This window comes from Streptomyces sp. YKOK-I1 (assembly GCF_054660435.1).
The window spans coordinates 409,308-426,989 of the sequence record NZ_BAAGDR010000001.1 but is presented as its reverse complement, the minus strand read 5'-3'; the positions used below and the strand labels follow the sequence as shown (position 1 = coordinate 426,989).

Annotated in this window: 17 protein-coding genes; 12 read left to right on the top strand and 5 right to left on the bottom strand. The window is 70.2% G+C overall.

The window, feature by feature from the left end; all coding sequences use genetic code 11:
• Position 1 precedes the first annotated feature (1 nt).
• Entirely contained in the window at positions 2-358 is a 357-nt protein-coding gene (locus ACYQ8Q_RS01965) for a VOC family protein (protein ID WP_460061195.1), read from the bottom strand.
• Positions 359-419: 61 nt separating this feature from the next.
• On the opposite strand from ACYQ8Q_RS01965, the gene ACYQ8Q_RS01960 reads away from it, so the two are divergent.
• Positions 420-1,295, top strand: coding sequence for a universal stress protein (locus ACYQ8Q_RS01960; RefSeq protein ID WP_460061193.1), 876 nt, complete (start codon positions 420-422; stop codon positions 1,293-1,295).
• A gap of 11 nt (positions 1,296-1,306) precedes the next feature.
• On the opposite strand, the gene ACYQ8Q_RS01955 is transcribed toward ACYQ8Q_RS01960, so the two are convergent.
• Complete coding sequence (locus ACYQ8Q_RS01955; protein ID WP_460061191.1) at positions 1,307-2,542, bottom strand: DUF4032 domain-containing protein; 1,236 nt, start codon at positions 2,540-2,542, stop codon at positions 1,307-1,309.
• A 9-nt stretch (positions 2,543-2,551) separates the two neighbouring features.
• Positions 2,552-3,301, bottom strand: a complete 750-nt coding sequence (locus ACYQ8Q_RS01950; RefSeq protein ID WP_460061189.1) for an MBL fold metallo-hydrolase — start codon at positions 3,299-3,301, stop codon at positions 2,552-2,554.
• A 17-nt stretch (positions 3,302-3,318) separates the two neighbouring features.
• Between ACYQ8Q_RS01950 and ACYQ8Q_RS01945 the strand changes: the two genes are divergently transcribed.
• The 6 genes from ACYQ8Q_RS01945 (at position 3,319) to ACYQ8Q_RS01920 (ending at position 8,424) form a co-directional block, all read left to right on the top strand.
• On the top strand, positions 3,319-3,654 hold the full coding sequence (locus ACYQ8Q_RS01945; protein ID WP_460061187.1) for a hypothetical protein: 336 nt from the start codon (positions 3,319-3,321) through the stop codon (positions 3,652-3,654).
• A gap of 118 nt (positions 3,655-3,772) precedes the next feature.
• Entirely contained in the window at positions 3,773-4,858 is a 1,086-nt protein-coding gene (locus tag ACYQ8Q_RS01940) for an S-(hydroxymethyl)mycothiol dehydrogenase (protein WP_460061186.1), read from the top strand.
• Positions 4,858-5,490 carry an MBL fold metallo-hydrolase gene (locus ACYQ8Q_RS01935; RefSeq protein ID WP_460061184.1) on the top strand — a complete coding sequence of 211 codons (633 nt, stop codon included), beginning with the start codon at positions 4,858-4,860 and terminating at the stop codon, positions 5,488-5,490. Before ACYQ8Q_RS01940 ends, ACYQ8Q_RS01935 begins: the two co-directional genes overlap by 1 nt.
• 196 nt (positions 5,491-5,686) lie before the next feature.
• A complete protein-coding gene (locus tag ACYQ8Q_RS01930; protein ID WP_460061182.1) occupies positions 5,687-6,049 on the top strand; it encodes a bifunctional 3-phenylpropionate/cinnamic acid dioxygenase ferredoxin subunit in 363 nt (120 codons plus the stop codon).
• Positions 6,046-7,209 (top strand): NAD(P)/FAD-dependent oxidoreductase, encoded by a 1,164-nt coding sequence (locus ACYQ8Q_RS01925; protein WP_460061181.1) that lies wholly within the window; start codon positions 6,046-6,048, stop codon positions 7,207-7,209. The genes ACYQ8Q_RS01930 and ACYQ8Q_RS01925 overlap by 4 nt, the downstream gene beginning before the upstream one ends.
• A gap of 84 nt (positions 7,210-7,293) precedes the next feature.
• The gene (locus tag ACYQ8Q_RS01920) at positions 7,294-8,424 is read left to right on the top strand and encodes an aromatic ring-hydroxylating oxygenase subunit alpha (protein WP_460061179.1); all 1,131 of its coding nucleotides are present in this window, start codon (positions 7,294-7,296) and stop codon (positions 8,422-8,424) included.
• Between the two features lie 15 nt (positions 8,425-8,439).
• Here ACYQ8Q_RS01920 and ACYQ8Q_RS01915 read toward each other — a convergent pair whose 3' ends face one another.
• Positions 8,440-9,186: an IclR family transcriptional regulator gene (locus tag ACYQ8Q_RS01915; protein WP_460073128.1), complete on the bottom strand. Its 747-nt coding sequence runs from the start codon at positions 9,184-9,186 to the stop codon at positions 8,440-8,442.
• Between the two features lie 204 nt (positions 9,187-9,390).
• Between ACYQ8Q_RS01915 and betA the strand changes: the two genes are divergently transcribed.
• Together betA and ACYQ8Q_RS01905 are read left to right on the top strand one after the other, a co-directional pair.
• Positions 9,391-11,064, top strand: a complete 1,674-nt coding sequence (gene betA, locus ACYQ8Q_RS01910) for a choline dehydrogenase (RefSeq protein WP_460061177.1) — start codon at positions 9,391-9,393, stop codon at positions 11,062-11,064.
• Positions 11,065-11,067: 3 nt separating this feature from the next.
• Positions 11,068-11,904, top strand: coding sequence for a methylenetetrahydrofolate reductase (locus tag ACYQ8Q_RS01905; RefSeq protein ID WP_460061174.1), 837 nt, complete (start codon positions 11,068-11,070; stop codon positions 11,902-11,904).
• An 82-nt stretch (positions 11,905-11,986) separates the two neighbouring features.
• Here ACYQ8Q_RS01905 and purU read toward each other — a convergent pair whose 3' ends face one another.
• Positions 11,987-12,859 carry a formyltetrahydrofolate deformylase gene (gene purU, locus ACYQ8Q_RS01900; RefSeq protein ID WP_359008078.1) on the bottom strand — a complete coding sequence of 291 codons (873 nt, stop codon included), beginning with the start codon at positions 12,857-12,859 and terminating at the stop codon, positions 11,987-11,989.
• A 231-nt stretch (positions 12,860-13,090) separates the two neighbouring features.
• On the opposite strand from purU, the gene ACYQ8Q_RS01895 reads away from it, so the two are divergent.
• From ACYQ8Q_RS01895 to ACYQ8Q_RS01885, 3 genes are read left to right on the top strand one after another with little or no spacing between them, the layout of a single operon-like run.
• The gene (locus tag ACYQ8Q_RS01895) at positions 13,091-14,560 is read left to right on the top strand and encodes an aldehyde dehydrogenase family protein (RefSeq protein ID WP_460061172.1); all 1,470 of its coding nucleotides are present in this window, start codon (positions 13,091-13,093) and stop codon (positions 14,558-14,560) included.
• A gap of 20 nt (positions 14,561-14,580) precedes the next feature.
• Positions 14,581-15,669, top strand: coding sequence for a quaternary amine ABC transporter ATP-binding protein (locus ACYQ8Q_RS01890; RefSeq protein ID WP_460061170.1), 1,089 nt, complete (start codon positions 14,581-14,583; stop codon positions 15,667-15,669).
• Complete coding sequence (locus ACYQ8Q_RS01885; protein WP_460061168.1) at positions 15,669-17,669, top strand: ABC transporter permease; 2,001 nt, start codon at positions 15,669-15,671, stop codon at positions 17,667-17,669. Before ACYQ8Q_RS01890 ends, ACYQ8Q_RS01885 begins: the two co-directional genes overlap by 1 nt.
• The last annotated feature ends 13 nt before the right edge of the window (positions 17,670-17,682 follow it).

Below are 17,682 nucleotides of genomic sequence, written 5' to 3'. Positions count from 1 at the left end.
GTCAAGGCGACCGCCGCGCCGCGAGGACGCAGAACTCGTTGCCCTCGGGGTCCGTCAGCGTCACCCACGACTGCTCGCCCTGCCCCACGTCCGCGTGCCGCGCCCCCAGCGACAGCAGTCTGCTCACCTCTGCCCGCTGGTCAACCGGACGGAAGTCCAGATGCAGCCGGTTCTTGACCTGCTTGCTCTCCGGCACCGGGACGAACAGCAGTCCCGGCAGCCGGTCCGGCGCGGGCCGGATCTCGTACTCGTCGGGCGCGTTGTGCACCACCACCCAGCCGAGCGCGTCCGCCCACCAGCGTCCGAGCGCCACCGGATCGTGACAGTCCACGATCACCTGTTCCCATTCCAAGGTCATGAACGGCAGCGTAGTGAAGACTGGCCCCGTACGAAGTGATCACGACACAGGAGGCAGTGCGATGACGGGCCCGATCACGGCAGGGGTCGACGGGACGGACGAGAGCCTCGCGGCGCTCGCCTGGGCGGCACGGGAGGCCGTACGACGGGACACGGCACTGCGGGTGGTGCACGCCTGGAAGCACCACCGGCCCCACACCGCGCCCGAGGCCGCCGACCGGGACGCCCAGCGGGCCTGGGTGGACGACGCCGTCGAGCGGGCCGTCGCCACGGTCACCGCACGGCACCCGGGGCTCGCCGTCACCACCGACGTCCTGGAGGGCCACCCGGTCGAAACGCTGCTCGCCGCCGCCGCGGACGCGGAACTGCTGGTGCTCGGCTCCCGCGGACACGGCGCGGTCGTCGGCTTCCTGCTGGGCTCGGTCGGCCGGCAGGTGATCGCCGAGGCGGCCCGCCCGGTCGTCCTCGTCCGGGCCGGCGACAAGCCCTCCGCCGAAGTCGCCGGGCACGAGATCGTCGTCGGCCAGCAGGGCGAGCCCGAGGACAGCGCCGCCGTGCTGCGGTTCGCCTTCGAGACCGCCGCGGCCCGCGGCGCGAGCGTCCGGGTCGTGCGCGCCTGGTCGCTGCCGCCGGTGTTCGCCTACAGCCCGGGCTCGCTCAAGCTGCTCGACGAGGCCGGCGGCCTGGAGCCGTTCGAGAAGAAGGCCCTCGACGACGCCGTACGACCGTGGCGGGAGCGCTTCCCGGACGTGCACGTCGTCGAGCACATCGAGATGGGCAGCGCCGGACAGGTCCTGCTGTCGGTGGCCGGGCGGGCGCAGCTGATGGTCGTGGGCCGGCGCGCCCACCGGACCGCCGTGGGCGCCCGCATAGGCTCCGTCGCGCACGGCGTCCTGCACCACGCCGACTGCCCGGTGGCCGTCGTCCCCCACGACTGAGCACCACCGGCTCACTCGGGCACGGTCGGCTCCAGCGTCTCCCGTGCCTTGGGCAGGATGTTCACCAGGTAGTCCTCGACCGCCGTGTCCAGCCCGATGTCGTGCTGCGCCTGCTCCGACAGGTACCAGCGGTGCTCCAGCAGCTCGTGATAGATCTCCGCCGGATCCATCGAGCCGCGCAGCTCGAACGGGACGGCGCGCACGGTGGGCCGGAACACGTCCCGCACCCACCGGTGCGCCAGCACCTCGGGCCGCGCGGCGAGCGGGTCGCCCGGCGCGTAGTCGTCCTGGGTCGCCATCCAGCTCTCCAGGTCGTTCAGCAGCCGCCGGGCCTGGTTCTCCTCGGTGTCCAGGCCGGTCAGCCGCAGCAGCTGCCGCTGGTGGTGGCCCGCGTCGACGACCTTCGGCACGAAGGTGACGGTGTCGCCGCCCGGGGAGTGCTCGATCTGCATCTCGGCGACGTCGAAGCCCAGGTCGTTGAGCCGGCGGATCCGGCGCTCGATGTAGTGGTACTTGCCCGCCGGGTACACCGAGGTGCGGGTCAGTTCCTCCCACAGCGCGCCGTAACGCGCGCAGATCTCCATGCCGAACTCGATGGGGTCCACCGAGGGGTGGAGCGCCCCGGACGCCTCCAGGTCGAGGAGCTCGCCGCTGATGTTGACGCGGGCCAGATCGAGGTCGTACTCCCGCTGCCCCGGACTGAGCTGCGGATGCAGATCACCGGTCTCGGCGTCCACCAGATACGCGGCGTACGCGCCCGCGTCCCGCCGGAACAGCGTGTTGGACAGCGAGCAGTCGCCCCACGCGAACCCGGCGAGGTGCAGCCGCACGATGAGCACCGCGAGGGCGTCCATCAGCCGGTGCATGGTCGCCGGACGCATGGTCGTCTCGAACATCGACCGGTACGGCATCGAGCCGCCCAGATGCCGGGTGACCAGCACCGACTCCAGAGGGTCCCCGGCGGCGTCGGTGCGCCCGGTGACCACGGCCAGCGGGTCGACGGCGGGGATGCCGATCCGGTCCAGGTCGCGCAGCAGCTCGTACTCGCGCAGCGCCGGGCGTTCGGCGAGTTCCTTGACGGCGATCACCTCGTCACCGGCGCGCGCGTAGCGCACCACGTGGCGGGAGATGCCGCGTGGCAGCGGGACGAGGACTTCCTCGGGCCATTCCTCCAGGGGCACGTCCCAGGGCAGTTCCAGAAGGAGGGCCGGGTGCTCCGGGTTCGTGGCGCTGATCTGCAAAGCCATGGCCTGACCTTAGACGGCGCGTTCGCGGGCGTGCAGGGCGGCCGCCTTCACGGAGCCCTGGTGCACCGGTCCGTGCCCCGGCAGCAGCACATCGGCGTCCAGGCTCTGGATCAGGTCCAGTGAGGCCAGTGCCCGCGCGCGCTCGTGGTGGAACATGTCCGGCAGCAGCTGGGGTCCCTCGATCCGCGAGGTCAGGTGCCCGCTGACGAGGGCGTCCCCCGAGATCACCACCCCGGCGTCCGGCAGATGGAAGACACAGTGGCCGTCGGTGTGGCCGGGGGTGTGCACCGGGACCGGACGGCCGGGCAGGTCGAGCGGGCCGTCGGCGACCGGGAACGCCTCCGGCGCGCCGACGGGGTGCTGCTGGGCGCCGCCGACGCGCAGCACATGCACCAGCCAGGGCAGCACACCGGGACGCCACGCGTTCCCCAGCACATCGCCGACGCTCACCTGCTGGAGGAACTCCCGGCGGGCGTGCGGCACTTCGGCCGGGTGCGCGAGCACCGGGGTGCCGTACGCCGAGCGCAGGTACTCGGCCGAACCGAGATGGTCGTTGTGGGCGTGGGTGAGCAGCACGGCCGTGACCGCCTCCGGTGAACTGCCCACCGCGGCCAGGGAGGCGAGGAGCCGCTCGCGGTCGCCCGGGTAGCCCGTGTCGATCAGTGTGACGGCGTCCCCCTCGCCGAGGATCACCCAGTTCGTGTGTGAGCCGTGCACCAGATGGATGCCGTCGGCGACCTGTCGTACGTCCGCGCCCATGATCGTCGTCCCGAGTTGTGAGGAGCCTGTCCGACGAGCACAGCAAAGCAGATCAGGACGGACCCACCGTCGGCGGGCCCGGGCCCGGTGTCCCCGCCCACCCCGACGGCGAGCGCGGCCGCCCCGCCGAACACGAGCAGGGCGGCGGTCTGGAGGGGCAGGCCGCCGGGTGCGTCGAGGGCGCCTGGACGGGGGACGTAGATGAGGAGCGGGACAGCAAGAGGACGGACCGGGGCGCGGTGGATTCGTCATGGCTGCCGTCCCGGAGCATCCAACGGTCGAACTCGGTGATCTCCGTGGAGCTGTCGGCCTTCATGATGAAGCCGCCGACGCCGCTGGGGGACCAGTCGTAGACCTCGGGGAGCCTTGACCGCTGCTCGGTGCTCCACGATGCTGTGTTGCGGCACATGAGATGTGTGCCGTATTGAGCAACGTCTTTGACTCAGGTCCCGTACCAGCCTAGGAGTGGCCATGGCTCACCAGGTCCGTGCTGTCGTCGCGCGCGCGAAGGGTGCCCCCGTCAGCCTGGAGACGATCATCGTCCCCGACCCCGGCCCGGGGGAGGCCCTGGTCAAGATCGAGGCCTGCGGGGTCTGCCACACCGATCTGCACTACCGCGAGGGCGGGATCAACGACGAGTTCCCCTTCCTGCTCGGCCACGAGGCCGCCGGCGTCGTCGAGTCGGTCGGTGACGGCGTCACGGACGTCGCGCCCGGTGACTTCGTCATCCTGAACTGGCGAGCCGTGTGCGGCCAGTGCCGGGCCTGTCGGCGCGGCCGCCCGCAGTACTGCTTCAACACGCACAACGCCAAGCAGAAGATGACCCTCCTCGACGGCACCGAGCTGTCCCCGGCCCTCGGTATCGGCGCCTTCGCCGAGAAGACGCTGGTCGCCGCCGGGCAGTGCACCAAGGTCGACCCCGCCGCCTCGGCCGCCGCCGTCGGACTGCTCGGCTGCGGGGTGATGGCGGGCATCGGCGCCGCGATCAACACGGGCAACGTGGGACGCGGTGACAGCGTGGCCGTCATCGGCTGCGGCGGCGTCGGGGACGCGGCCGTCGTGGGCTCCCGGCTGGCCGGCGCGGCGAAGATCATCGCCGTGGACATCGACGACCGCAAGCTGCAGACCGCGCAGAAGCTGGGCGCGACCCACACCGTGAACTCGCGCGAGACCGACGCCGTGGAGGCGATCCGCGAGCTGACCGGCGGCTTCGGCGCGGACGTCGTCATCGAGGCGGTCGGCCGCCCGGAGACCTACCGGCAGGCCTTCTACGGCCGCGACCTGGCCGGCACGGTCGTCCTGGTCGGCGTCCCCACCCCGGAGATGAAGCTCGAGCTCCCGCTGCTCGACGTCTTCGGCCGCGGCGGCTCGCTGAAGTCCTCCTGGTACGGCGACTGCCTGCCCTCCCGCGACTTCCCGATGCTCGTGGACCTCTACCTGCAGGGCCGTCTCGACCTGGACGCCTTCGTCACCGAGACCATCGCCCTGGACGAGGTCGAGAAGGCCTTCGAACGGATGCACGGCGGCGACGTCCTGCGCTCGGTGGTGGTCCTCTGATGTCCGGCGCCCGCATCGAACACCTCGTCACCTCCGGGACCTTCTCCCTGGACGGCGGCACCTGGGACGTCGACAACAACGTCTGGATCGTCGGCGACGACACCGAGGTGATCGTCGTCGACGCCGCCCATGACGCCGACGCGATCGCCCGGGCCGTGGGGGACCGCCGGCTCACCGCCATCGTGTCCACCCACGCCCACAACGACCACATCGACGCCGCGCCCGCCCTCGCCGCGCTCACCGGCGCCCCGGTCCTGCTCCACCCCGACGACCTGCCCCTGTGGAAGCAGACCCACCCCGACCGCGAGCCCGACGGTGAGCTGGCCGACGGGCAGGTCGTCACGGTGGCCGGCGTCGACCTCACCGTGCTGCACACCCCCGGCCATGCCCCGGGCGCGGTCTGTCTGTACGCGCCCGCCCTGTCCGCGCTCTTCAGCGGCGACACCCTGTTCGCGGGCGGACCGGGGGCCACGGGGCGGTCGTACAGCCATTTCCCGACCATCGTCGACTCGATCCGCGACCGGCTGCTGACACTGCCCGGCGACACCGTCGTCCACACCGGCCACGGGGACACGACGACCGTCGGCACGGAGGCCCCGCACCTCCAGGAGTGGATCGACCGCGGCTTCTGACCGCCCTCGCCGCAGCCCTCCGCACGGCGCCCGCAGTACCTGTTTCCGCAGGTGGTGCGGGCGTTTCGAGCTGCTTCGGGGGTGTTCCGCGAGGTGGTCCGAAGCGGGCCCCCGGAAGCCTTGACAGGGGTTCTGGGCGACCTCAGACTTATGTTGCGCTTTCCGCAATCCGTTTCGCTATACGCACCGAGGTGTCATGATGATTCCCGCGTGCCGTCTCGAGGATCTCCCGCGAGGCGAGGCCTTCCGGCTCGACATCGACCCGCCGGTCTCGGTGTTCCACACCGACGACGGCGAGCTCTTCGCCATCGACGACACCTGCACCCACCAGGACGCCTCGCTCGCCGACGGCTGGCTGGAGGGCTGTGAGGTGGAGTGTCCGCTGCACGCCTCCAAGTTCGACCTGCGCACCGGCGCGGTGGACGCCCCGCCGGCCAAGCTGCCGGTGCGCACCCACGAGGTCGTGGTCGAGGACGGCATGGTCTTCGTCAAGGTGTCCGAGGCGGCTCCCAATCTCCCGCCCTGTGTGGCGTCCCGGCTGGCCGGGGGGCCCGCGTGAGGACGGTGGCCGTGGTCGGCGCCTCCCTCGCCGGTCTGTCGGCCGTACGGGCGCTGCGCAAGCAGGGCTACGACGGCCGTCTCGTCGTCATCGGCGACGAACCGCACCGGCCCTACGACCGGCCGCCACTGTCGAAGGAGTTCCTCGCGGGGACCCTGGGCGAGGCGGACCTCACCCTGGAGTCCGAGGGTGAGGACCTGGGCGCCGAGTGGCTGCTCGGGATCCGGGCGACCGGTCTCGACCGGTCCGAGCGGGCGATACGGCTCGCCGACGGGCGCGAGCTGAAGGCCGACGGCATCGTCCTCGCGACCGGTGCCGCCGCCCGCAGCCTGCCCGGTTCCGAGGGCCTCGCCGGGGTGCACACCCTGCGCACCCTGGACGACGCCCGCGCCCTGCGCGAGGAACTCGCCGCAGGAGGAAGCCTGGTGGTGATCGGCGGCGGCTTCATCGGCGCCGAGGTCGCCTCCACCGCCCACGCCCTCGGGCTCGACGTGACGGTGATCGAGGCGGCGCCCACACCGCTCGCCGGTCCGCTCGGAGCCGAGATGGGCACCGTCGTCTCCGGCCTCCACACCGACCACGGCGTACGGCTCCTGTGCGGAGTCGGCGTCAAAGGGCTGAGCGGCGAGAGCCGCGTCGACGCCGTGCTCCTGGAGGACGGCCGCAGCATCCCCGCCGACATCGTGGTCGTCGGGGTGGGCGCACGCCCCTGCGTCGACTGGCTCGACGGCTCGGGCATCGCCCTCGACAACGGCGTCACGTGCGGCGCCGACGGCCGCACCAGCCTCGCCTCCGTGGTCGCCGTCGGCGACTGCGCGAACTGGTACGACCCGCGGGCCGGCGCGCACCGTCGCGTCGAGCACTGGACGGGGGCCCGGGAGCGCCCGGACGCCGCGATCGCCACCCTGCTGGCGGGCGGGGCGGTCGAACCCGGCGTGCCGAAGCCGCCGTACTTCTGGTCCGACCAGTACGGCGTGAAGATCCAGTTCGCCGGCCACGCGGCCGGCGCCGACACCGTCACCGTCGAGGAAGGCACCGCCGGGGACCGCGACGTCCTGGCCGTCTACCGGCGCGCCGGGACCCCGGTCGCCGTGCTCGGGATGAACCAGCCGCGGCTGTTCACCCGCTGGCGCAAGCAGCTCGCCGCCGCCCCCGTCTGACCCCACCCCTGTTTCGACGCCGTGCGGAGTCGTTCTTGCCGGCGCGTGAATGATCCGCCCACGACGTTTTCCGAGGAGTGCTCCGTGACCTCGACCAGCCTGCCGGACAGCCTGATCGCCACCCTTCCCGGCTCCTCCTACACCGATCCCGGGATCTTCGCCCAGGAGCAGGAGCACATCTTCGAGACCATGTGGTTCTGCGTGGCGCGCGCCTCCGAGCTGGCCAAGCCGGGTGCGTTCCGCACCGTGGACGTGGGCCGCGAGAGCATCCTGGTCACCCGCGCCCGGGACAACTCGATCCGCGCGTACTTCAACGTGTGCCGCCACCGCGGGGCGAAGCTGTGCACCGAGGAGACCGGCGAGGTCAAGCGGGCCTTCCAGTGCCCTTACCACGCCTGGACCTACGACCTGAACGGCAAGCTCGTCGCCGCTCCCAACCTGACCAAGATGCCCGACGTCGGCCGCACCGAGTTCGGCCTGACCAGTGTCGCCGTCCGTGAGTGGCTCGGCTATGTCTGGGTGTGCCTGGCGGAGAACCCGCCCTCCTTCGAGGAGGACGTGCTGGGCGCGGTCGTCGAACGCCTCGGCGATGTCGCCTCCATCGAGCGCTACGACGTCGACAGCCTGTCCGTCGGCAAGCGCATCACGTACGACGTGAAGGCGAACTGGAAGCTCATCATCGAGAACTTCATGGAGTGCTACCACTGCGCCACGATCCACCCCGAACTCACCGAGGTGCTCCCGGAGTTCGCGGACGGCTACGCGGCCCAGTACTACGTGGGCCACGGCGCGGAGTTCGGCGAGGAGATCCAGGGCTTCACGGTGGACGGCTCCGAGGGCCTGGACCGCATCCCCGGGGTGGCCGAGGACCAGGACCGCCGCTACTACGCGATCACCGTCAAGCCGCAGGTCTTCATCAACCTCGTCCCCGACCACGTCATCTTCCACCGCATGTACCCGGTGGCCGTCGACCGCACGATCGTCGAGTGCGACTGGCTGTACCTGCCGCACGTCGTCGAGAGCGGCAAGGACGTCAGCCGCTCGGTGGAGCTGTTCCACCGGGTCAACGTGCAGGACTTCGAGGCCTGCGAGCGCACCCAGCCCGGGATGAGCTCGCGGATGTACGCCAAGGGCGGCGTCCTGGTGCCCAGCGAGCACCACATCGGCGCCTTCCACGACTGGGTCAACGAACGCCTCGGCACCCCCCAGGGCTGACGCCCGAGGGCCTGCTCAGCCCAGGAAGCCCATGCGGTGGCTGATCTCCTCGGCTCCCTTGAGGAGAACGGGGGAGAGCTCGTGCAGCCGCTCCTCGGTGAAGCGGTAGGAGGGGCCCGACGCGCTGAGCGCCGCGATGACCACGCCGTCCCGGTCCCTGATCGGGGCGGCCATCGCGTGCAGCCCGATCTCCAGCTCCTCCAGCGTCCAGGCGTAGCCCCGCTCCCGGGCCTCCGCCAGGTTCTTCTCCAGCTTGGTCTTCGCGGTGATCGTGTGCGGTCCGACCTTCTCCAGGCCGGACTTCGCCAGCACCGCGGCCCGCTCCTTGGCGGGCAGATGGGCCAGCAGGACCTTGCCGCTCGACGTCGCGTGCAGCGGGGTCAGCTCACCGACCCAGTTGTGCGCGGCGACGGCCGCCGGACCGCGCACCTGGTACAGATTGATCGCGTAGTGCTCCTGCATGACCGCGATGTTGACGGTCTCGCCGATCTCCTCCGCGAGGCGCTCGCAGACGGGGCGGCCCTGCTGGGTGATGTCGAGACGCCCCGTGACCGCGCCGGCCAGGCGTACGATGCCGAAGCCGAGCCGGTACTTGCCGCGCTCGCCCGCCTGCTCCACCAGACCGCGCGTCTCCAGGGCGCCGAGCAGGCGGAACGCGGTGGACTTGTGAACATCGATCTCGGCGGCCACCTCGCTGACGCCCGCCTCGCCGCGCTGGGCCAGGATTTCCAGCACGCTGATGGCGCGGTCGACCGACTGCACTCCGCCGGACTGCGTACTCGACGTTTCGGTGTCTGTGCTGTAGTTGCTCACAGCGCAACTATACGTGTAGTAAACAACGCCTTTGCAAGTAACCCGATCGAAACCGAGGCCACGTAAGTTGCGTGGCTCGCAACCTAGTGCGTATAGCGCTACTGGTATTAGGCTGCGTCGCACCATCTGTGGCGCAAGCGAGACGAGGGCACCATGGCTTCCCTGCAGTACGACTTCGTCATCGTCGGTGGTGGATCAGCCGGCAGCGCACTGGCGAACAGGCTCTCCGCGGATCCGGCGAACCGGGTCCTGGTGCTGGAGGCCGGCCGGTCCGACTACCCGTGGGACGTGTTCATCCACATGCCGGCCGCCCTGACGTATCCGATCGGCAGCCGCTTCTACGACTGGAAGTACGAGTCCGAGCCCGAGCCCCACATGGGCGACCGGCGCGTCTACCACGCGCGCGGCAAGGTGCTCGGCGGCTCCAGCAGCATCAACGGCATGATCTTCCAGCGCGGCAATCCCCTGGACTACGAGCGCTGGGCCGCCGATCCCGGCATGGAGAGCTGGGACTACGCGCACTGTCTGCCCTACTTCCGGCGGATGGAGAACTGTCTGGCCGCCGACCCCGACGACGAGTTCCGCGGCCACGACGGACCCCTGGTCCTCGAACGCGGCCCCGCCGACAACCCGCTGTTCGGCGCCTTCCTCAAGGCCACCGAGGAGGCGGGCTACCCGCCCACCGAGGATGTCAACGGGTATCGGCAGGAGGGTTTCGCCAAGTTCGACCGCAATGTCTCCCGCGGGCGCCGGCTGTCGGCCTCCAAGGCCTACCTCAAGCCCGCCCGCAAGCGGCCCAACCTCACCGTCACCACCCGCGCCCTGGTCACCCGTGTCCTGTTCGAGGGCAAGAAGGCCGTGGGCGTCGAGTACCGCAAGGGCCGGGGCGCCCCCAAGCAGGTCCGCGCCAAGGAAGTCATCCTCTGCGGCGGCGCGATCAACTCCCCGCAGCTCCTGCAGCTCTCCGGTGTCGGCAACGCCGAGGAACTGCGGGCCCTCGGCATCGACGTCGTCCACGACCTCCCCGGCGTCGGCGAGAACATGCAGGACCACCTCGAGGTCTACATCCAGTACGGCTGCAAGCAGCCCGTCTCCATGCAGCCGTACCTCGCGAAGTGGCGCGCCCCCTTCATCGGGCTCCAGTGGCTGTTCCGCAAGGGCCCGGCCGCGACCAACCACTTCGAGGCAGGCGGCTTCGCCCGCAGCAACGAGGACGTGGACTACCCCAACCTCATGTTCCACTTCCTGCCCATCGCGGTCCGCTACGACGGCTCCGTGCCGGCCGGCGGCCACGGCTACCAGGTCCACGTCGGGCCCATGTACTCCGACGCGATCGGCTCGGTGAAGATCAAGAGCAAGGACCCGCGCGAGCACCCCGCCCTGCGCTTCAACTACCTCTCCACCGAGCAGGACCGCCGCGAGTGGGTCGAGGCGATCCGGGTGGCCCGCAAGCTCCTCAACCAGCCCGCGCTCGCCCCCTACAACGACGGGGAGATCTCGCCCGGGCCGTCGGTGGAGACCGACCAGGAGATCCTCGACTGGGTCGCCAAGGACGGCGAGACCGCCCTGCACCCCTCCTGCACCTGCAAGATGGGCACCGACGAGATGTCCGTCGTCGACCCCACCAGCATGCGGGTGCACGGCGTGGAGGGCCTGCGCGTGGTCGACGCCTCGGTCATGCCCTACGTCACCAACGGCAACATCTACGCCCCGGTGATGATGATCGCGGAGAAGGCCGCCGACCTGATCCTCGGCAAGGAGCCCCTCGCCCCGTCCAAGGCCGCCTACTACCGTCACCGCGACGCCCAGACGCAGGCCGGGCAGTAGACCTTGGCCGCCGACGGGCTGCGGCCGCTCCTGGAGCGCGTCCGCTACGAGGTGCTGCCCGCGAAGGCGACCGAGGAGAAGGTCCTCGCCCATGTGCCGCGCGACGTCGTCGTCACCGTGACGGCGTCGCCGGTCAAGGGCCTGGAACCGACCCTCGACCTCACCGCGCGCCTGAGGGCGCACGGCTACCGTGTCGTCCCGCACGTGCCCGCGCGGCTGCTGCGGGACGACGCGCACCTCAAGGAGGTCACCGGCCGGCTCCGCGAGGCCGGGGTGGACGACGTCTTCGTCCCGGCGGGCGACGCGAACCCGCCCGCCGGGGCCTACGACGGCGCCCTGCCGGTCCTGCGCAGGCTGAGCGAGCTGGACAGCCCCTTCGCCCGCGTCGGCATCACCGGCTACCCCGAGAGCCATCCCCTCATCCACGACGACCTCACCATCCAGGCGATGTGGGACAAGCGCGAGCACGCCACCTACATCGTGAGCAACCTCTGCTTCGACGCGCGCGTGCTGGGCGACTGGATCGCCCGTATCCGGCGCCGGGACGTCGTCCTGCCCGTGCACGTGGGTGTCGCCGGGCCGGTGCAGCGCGCCAAACTGCTCGCCATGGCGACGAAGATCGGCGTGGGGGAGTCAACGCGGTTCCTGACCAAGCACGCGTCGTGGTTCCTGCGCTTCGCCACACCCGGGGGCTACTCGCCCGAGAGGCTGCTGGGGCGCGCCCAGGAGGCCCTCACGGCGCCCTCCGCGGGCGTCGCGGGCCTCCATGTGTTCACGTTCAACCAGATCGCCGAGACGGAGCGATGGCGGCGGGCCATGCTGGACCGGCTCGCGGGCTGACGGGAACCGTATACGACGGGAGGGGGCGGGGCCGGAGTTCCGGCCCCGCCCCCTCCCGTCGTCGGACGACCCGGCGGACGACTCAGCGGAAGACGACCGTACGGTTGCCGTCCACCATCACACGGCTCTCGCTGTGCCACTTCACGGCGTGCGCCAGGACCTGCGCCTCGACGTCCCGGCCGACCGTGACCAGCTCACCGGGGTCGAGGGAGTGGTCCACGCGGACCACGTCCTGCTCGATGATCTGGCCTTCGTCCAGGTCCGAGGTGACGTAGTGCGCGGTCGCGCCGACCAGCTTCACTCCCCGGTCGTAGGCCTGGTCGTACGGCTTCGCTCCCTTGAAGCTGGGGAGGAAGGAGTGGTGGATGTTGATGGCGCGGCCCTCGAGCCGCTTGCACAGGTCGTCGGAGAGGATCTGCATGTAGCGGGCGAGCACGACGAGATCGACGTCCAGCTCGCGCACCAGCTCCAGCAGCCGCGCCTCCGCCTCGGGCTTGGTGTCCTTCGTCACAGGCACGTGATGGAAGGGGATCCCATAGGTGTCCGCCAGGCCTTCGAATTCCCGGTGATTGGAGACGATCGCCGGGATTTCTATGTTGAGGGAACCCGTGCGCCGGCGGAACAGCAGATCGTTCAGGCAGTGCCCGAACTTGGACACCATGATGAGCGTCCTCGTCGGGGTCGACGCGTCCCGCAGGGTCCAGGAGATCCGATAGGCGTCCGCGACCGGACCGAATCGGTAACGCAGATTTTTCAGATCGGCACTCGGGTCCGAGACGTCGAAGTGGACCCTCATGAAGAAGCGGCCCTGGAGGCGGTCGTCGAACTGCTGGCTCTCCAGGATGTTCCCGGAGTTCCGGACGAGGAAGCCGCTCACGGCGTGGACCAGTCCCGCGCTGTCGGGACAGGAAAGGGTGAGTACGTACTCACGGCCGGGTTGAGGTCGGGGGGACATGGGCCTCCTCCGTCGGTGCGTAATGCACAACTCTGTGAGCGATACGCAACATAGTTGGCCGGGATGGGGCCCCCGGTCAAGGTCTGCGGTCCAGGGAGAAGGGTCGAAAGGCCCCTTGCGAAATCGTCATCCGCCAACCTCTTGACGGATGTCCGTACATTGGCCAGGGTGTTCCACCACAAGCAATTGAATGCACGATGCGCAACGCATTTCAGCTGAAGGGCTTGGCGCGTGGCAGACCTGTATGTGGACGGTGAATGGCGGGAGCCGGTGGCCGGAGGCCGCCGTGACATCCGATGTCCCGCCGACGGAACGCTCTCCGCGACCGTATCGGAAGGGACGCGTCCCGACACCGAGGCGGCGATCGCCGCGGCCCGTCGGGCCTTCGACGAGGGCCCCTGGCCGCAGACCCCCGAGCGGGAGCGCGGTGCCCTGCTGTTGCGCACCGCCGATCTCATCGAGCGCGACGCCAAGCTGTTCGCCCGCGCCGAGTCCCTCGACACCGGCAAGCGCCTGGTGGAGAGCGAGTACGACATCGCCGACGTCGTCTCCTGCTTCCGATACTACGGGGGCCTCGGCGGAACCGACGCGGGCCGTGTGATCGACACCGGTCGCGACGACGCCGTGAGCCGTGTGGTCTACGAACCCGTCGGCGTCTGCGGGCTGATCACCCCCTGGAACTACCCCCTCCTCCAGGCGTCCTGGAAGGTCGCCCCCGCCCTGCTGGCCGGCAACACCTTCGTGCTGAAGCCCAGCGAGCTGACCCCCTCCACCTCCATCCTGCTGCTGAAGGCCCTGGAGGAGGCCGGACTCCCGGCCGGCGTCGGCAACCTCGTCCTGGGCGGCGGCCCCGAAGTGGGCGCCCCGCTCTCCGAGCACCCCGGCGTCGACCTGGTCTCCTTCACCGGCGGCCTGGAGACCGGCAAGCGGATCATGGCCACCTCCGCGGCGACCGTGAAGAAGGTGGCGCTGGAGCTCGGCGGCAAGAACCCCAACGTGATCTTCGCCGACGCCGACTTCGAGACGGCCGTCGACTTCGCCCTCACGGCCGTCTTCCTGCACTCGGGCCAGGTCTGCTCGGCCGGCGCCCGCCTGATCGTCGAGGACTCCCTGCACGACCGGCTCGTCGACGAGGTCGTGCGCCGGGCGCGCCAGATCCGCCTCGGCGGTCCCTTCGACCCCGACGCCGAGACCGGCGCGCTGATCTCCGCCCAGCACCTGGCCAAGGTCGAGGCGTACGTCGCGGCCGGCATCGCCGAGGGCGCCGTCCTGCGCTGCGGCGGCGAGCGCCCCACCGACCCCGCCCTCGCGGGCGGCCACTACTACCCGCCGACCGTCCTCGACGAGTGCCGGCAGGACATGCGCGTGGTCCACGAGGAGTCGTTCGGACCCGTGCTGACCGTGGAGCGCTTCACCGACGAGGACGACGCCGTACGGATCGCCAACGACACCGAGTACGGCCTGGCCGGCGCCGTCTGGACACAGGACGCCGGCAAGGCCCAGCGGGTCGCCCGGCGACTGCGTCACGGCACGGTGTGGATCAATGACTACCACCCCTATGTGCCGCAAGCGGAATGGGGTGGTTTCGGACACTCGGGCGTGGGCCGCGAGCTGGGACCGACCGGCCTGAACGAGTACCGAGAGCCCAAGCACATCTGGCAGAACATCCAACCCCGGCCGCAGCACTGGTTCCGCGGCTGAACGCCGAAAAGAGGGCGATCGTGACCCCCACGCAGACCGAGGTATCCCAGCGGCACGGCACACCTCAGGACGCTGACGGCGCTCCGGTGATCTCCGTGCGCAATCTGTGGAAGGTGTTCGGGCCGAAGGCCGAGCGGGTGCCGGGTGATGAGGAGCTGTGCGGCCTGACCCGGCGTGAGCTGATGGATCGGACCGGGTGTACGGCCGCGGTGCGTGATGTGAACTTCGACGTCCGCAAGGGCGAGGTGTTCGTGGTGATGGGCCTGTCGGGTTCGGGCAAGTCGACGCTGGTGCGGTGTCTGACGCGGTTGATCGAGCCGACGTCGGGTGAGCTGGTGTTCGAGGGGCAGGACATCCGGCAGGCGGACGCGGCGCGGTTGCGGGAGTTGCGGCGGCGGAAGTTCTCGATGGTGTTCCAGCATTTCGGGTTGTTGCCGCACCGTCGGGTGGTGGACAACGTGGCGTTCGGTCTGGAGATCCGGGGGATGGGGCGGGCGGAGCGGACGCAGCGGGCGCTGGAGGTGGTGGAGCTGGTCGGCTTGGCCGGCTACGAGAACTCCTACCCCGACCAGCTCTCCGGTGGTATGCAGCAGCGCGTCGGCCTCGCCCGCGCTCTGGCGGGCGACCCGGACGTGCTGTTCTTCGACGAGCCGTTCTCGGCGCTGGATCCGCTGATCCGGCGGGACATGCAGAACGAGGTCATCCGCCTGCACCACGAGGTCGGCAAGACCATGGTGTTCATCACCCACGACCTCTCCGAGGCCCTCAAGCTGGGGGACCGGATCCTGATCATGCGGGACGGGAAGATGGTCCAGTGCGGTACGGGTGATGAGCTGGTGGGGGCGCCGGCGGACGACTATGTGCGGGAGTTCGTGAAGGACGTGCCGCGGGGTGATGTGCTGACGCTGCGGTGGATCATGCGGGCGCCGGAGGACGGGGATGCGCTGGACGGGCCGGAGCTGGGTCCGGACGTGGTGGTGCGGGAGGCGACGCGGGCGGTGCTGGCGGCGGAGAAGCCGGTGAAGGTCGTCGAGGACGGCAAGCTGCTGGGGATCGTCGGGGACGAGGAGATCCTCGCGGTCGTCGCAGGGCAGGAAGGCGGCCGGTGATGACCGTCACCATCGAGAAACCGGACACGACGGAGACGGCCGAACAGACCGTCCCCGCCCAACCCGCCCGGAAGATCAGCCGGCCCGTGGTGATCGGTGCGATCCTCGTCGTCTGGCTGCTGCTCTTCGCCGTTCTGCGCGGCAGGCAGACCCTCACCCTGGCCGCGGCCGACCTGACGGGTCTGCACCGCTGGTTCAACGACGTCAACGACTCCATTGGCGCCAACCGCAACTCCAACCCGCTCTTCCTGTACTTCTTCAACGAGATCCGGCTGGTCATCGACACCCTGGTGACCTTCATCCAGGATCTGATCTCCCAGCCGTCCGACGTCCGGCCGGTCCCGCAGATCGGCTGGCTCGGGGTCGTCGGCATCGCGGGATACGTCTCCTGGGCCCTCGGGAACTGGCGGGTGGCCTTGCTGGCGGTGGCCGGGTTCACGTTCATGGGCTTGCAGGGTCTGTGGCAGGAGAGCATGGACACCCTGGCCCTGACCCTCTCCGCGGTCCTGGTCGCGCTGCTGTTCGCGATCCCGCTGGGGGTGTGGGCGGGACTGTCGGACCGCTTCAACCGGGTCGTGACACCGTTCCTGGACTTCATGCAGACGATGCCGACCTTCGTCTACCTGGCGCCCCTGACCCTGTTCTTCCTGATCGGCGGCGCCTCGGCCGTGATCGCCACGGCGATCTACGCGGCCCCGCCGGCGATCCGTATCACGGCACACGCCATCCGCTCGGTCCCCGAGACCACCGCGGAGGCTGCCGACTCCCTGGGCGCCACGCGCAGGCAGGCCCTGCTCAAGGTCCTGCTCCCGATGTCCAAGCGGACCGTGGTGATGGGCGTCAACCAGTCGATCATGGCGGCGCTCGCGATGGTCACGATCGCGGCGCTGATCGATGCTCCGGGTCTGGGCAAGACGGTGGTCCAGGCGCTGCAGTCGCTGGATGTCGGTACGGCGTTCAACGCGGGCCTGGCGATCGTGGTGATGGCGATCGTGCTGGACCGGGTCACCACCGCGGCCAGCGCGCGTGAGGAGAGCGCCCGGAACTCGAAGAACCGCTTCCTGAAGTGGCGCAAGCAGCTCCTGGGAGCGGGGGCCGCCGTGACGGCCGTACTGATCTACCTGTCGCACACCTATCTGTGGGCGGCGGAGTTCCCGGGGGAGGGCAGCACGGGAAGCGCGATTGCGAGCGCCGCCGACACAGCCACGACCTGGGCGCAGGACAACCTGTCGGGTCTGACCAATGCCTTCCGCGACGCGATCACCAACGGTCTGCTCAACCCGTTCCAGACGCTGCTGACTGATTCGCCGTGGTGGGTGGTGGCCGGGGTGCTGGTCTCGCTCGCCGTCGTGCTCGGCGGCTGGCGGGCCGGGGTGACCACGGTGGTGTGCGTGGGCCTGCTGGTCGGCACGGGCATGTGGTCGGACGCGATGACCACTCTGGCCTCGACCCTCGTGGCGACGGTGCTGGTGATGGCGCTGGGCATCGTGTTCGGGGTGTGGATGGGGCGCAGCCGGATGGTGGACCGGGTGATGCGGCCGAGTCTGGACGCGGCGCAGGTCATGCCGCCGTTCGTCTATCTCGTGCCGTTCCTGGCGCTGTTCGGCGCGACCCGGTTCACGGCGATCGTCGCCGCGATCGTGTACGCCGCGCCGGTCGCGATGAAGATCATCGCGGATGGGGTGCGGGCGGTGCCGCAGACGACGGTGGAGGCGGCGACCTCGGCCGGGTGCAACACCTGGCAGATCATCACCAAGGTTCAACTGCCGATGTCACGCAGTGCTCTGACCCTTGCCACGAACCAGGGTCTGATCTACGTGCTGTCGATGGTTGTGGTGGGCGGCCTGGTGGGGGCGGGCGCCCTCGGCTACGACGTGGTGGCCGGTTTCTCGCAGGGCCAGTTGTACGGGAAGGGACTGGCGGCGGGTCTCGCCATCGTCCTTCTCGGCGTCATGTTCGACCGGATCACTCAGGCAGCGGCGCGACGCGCGAGCGCATAAGGAGCAGGACACC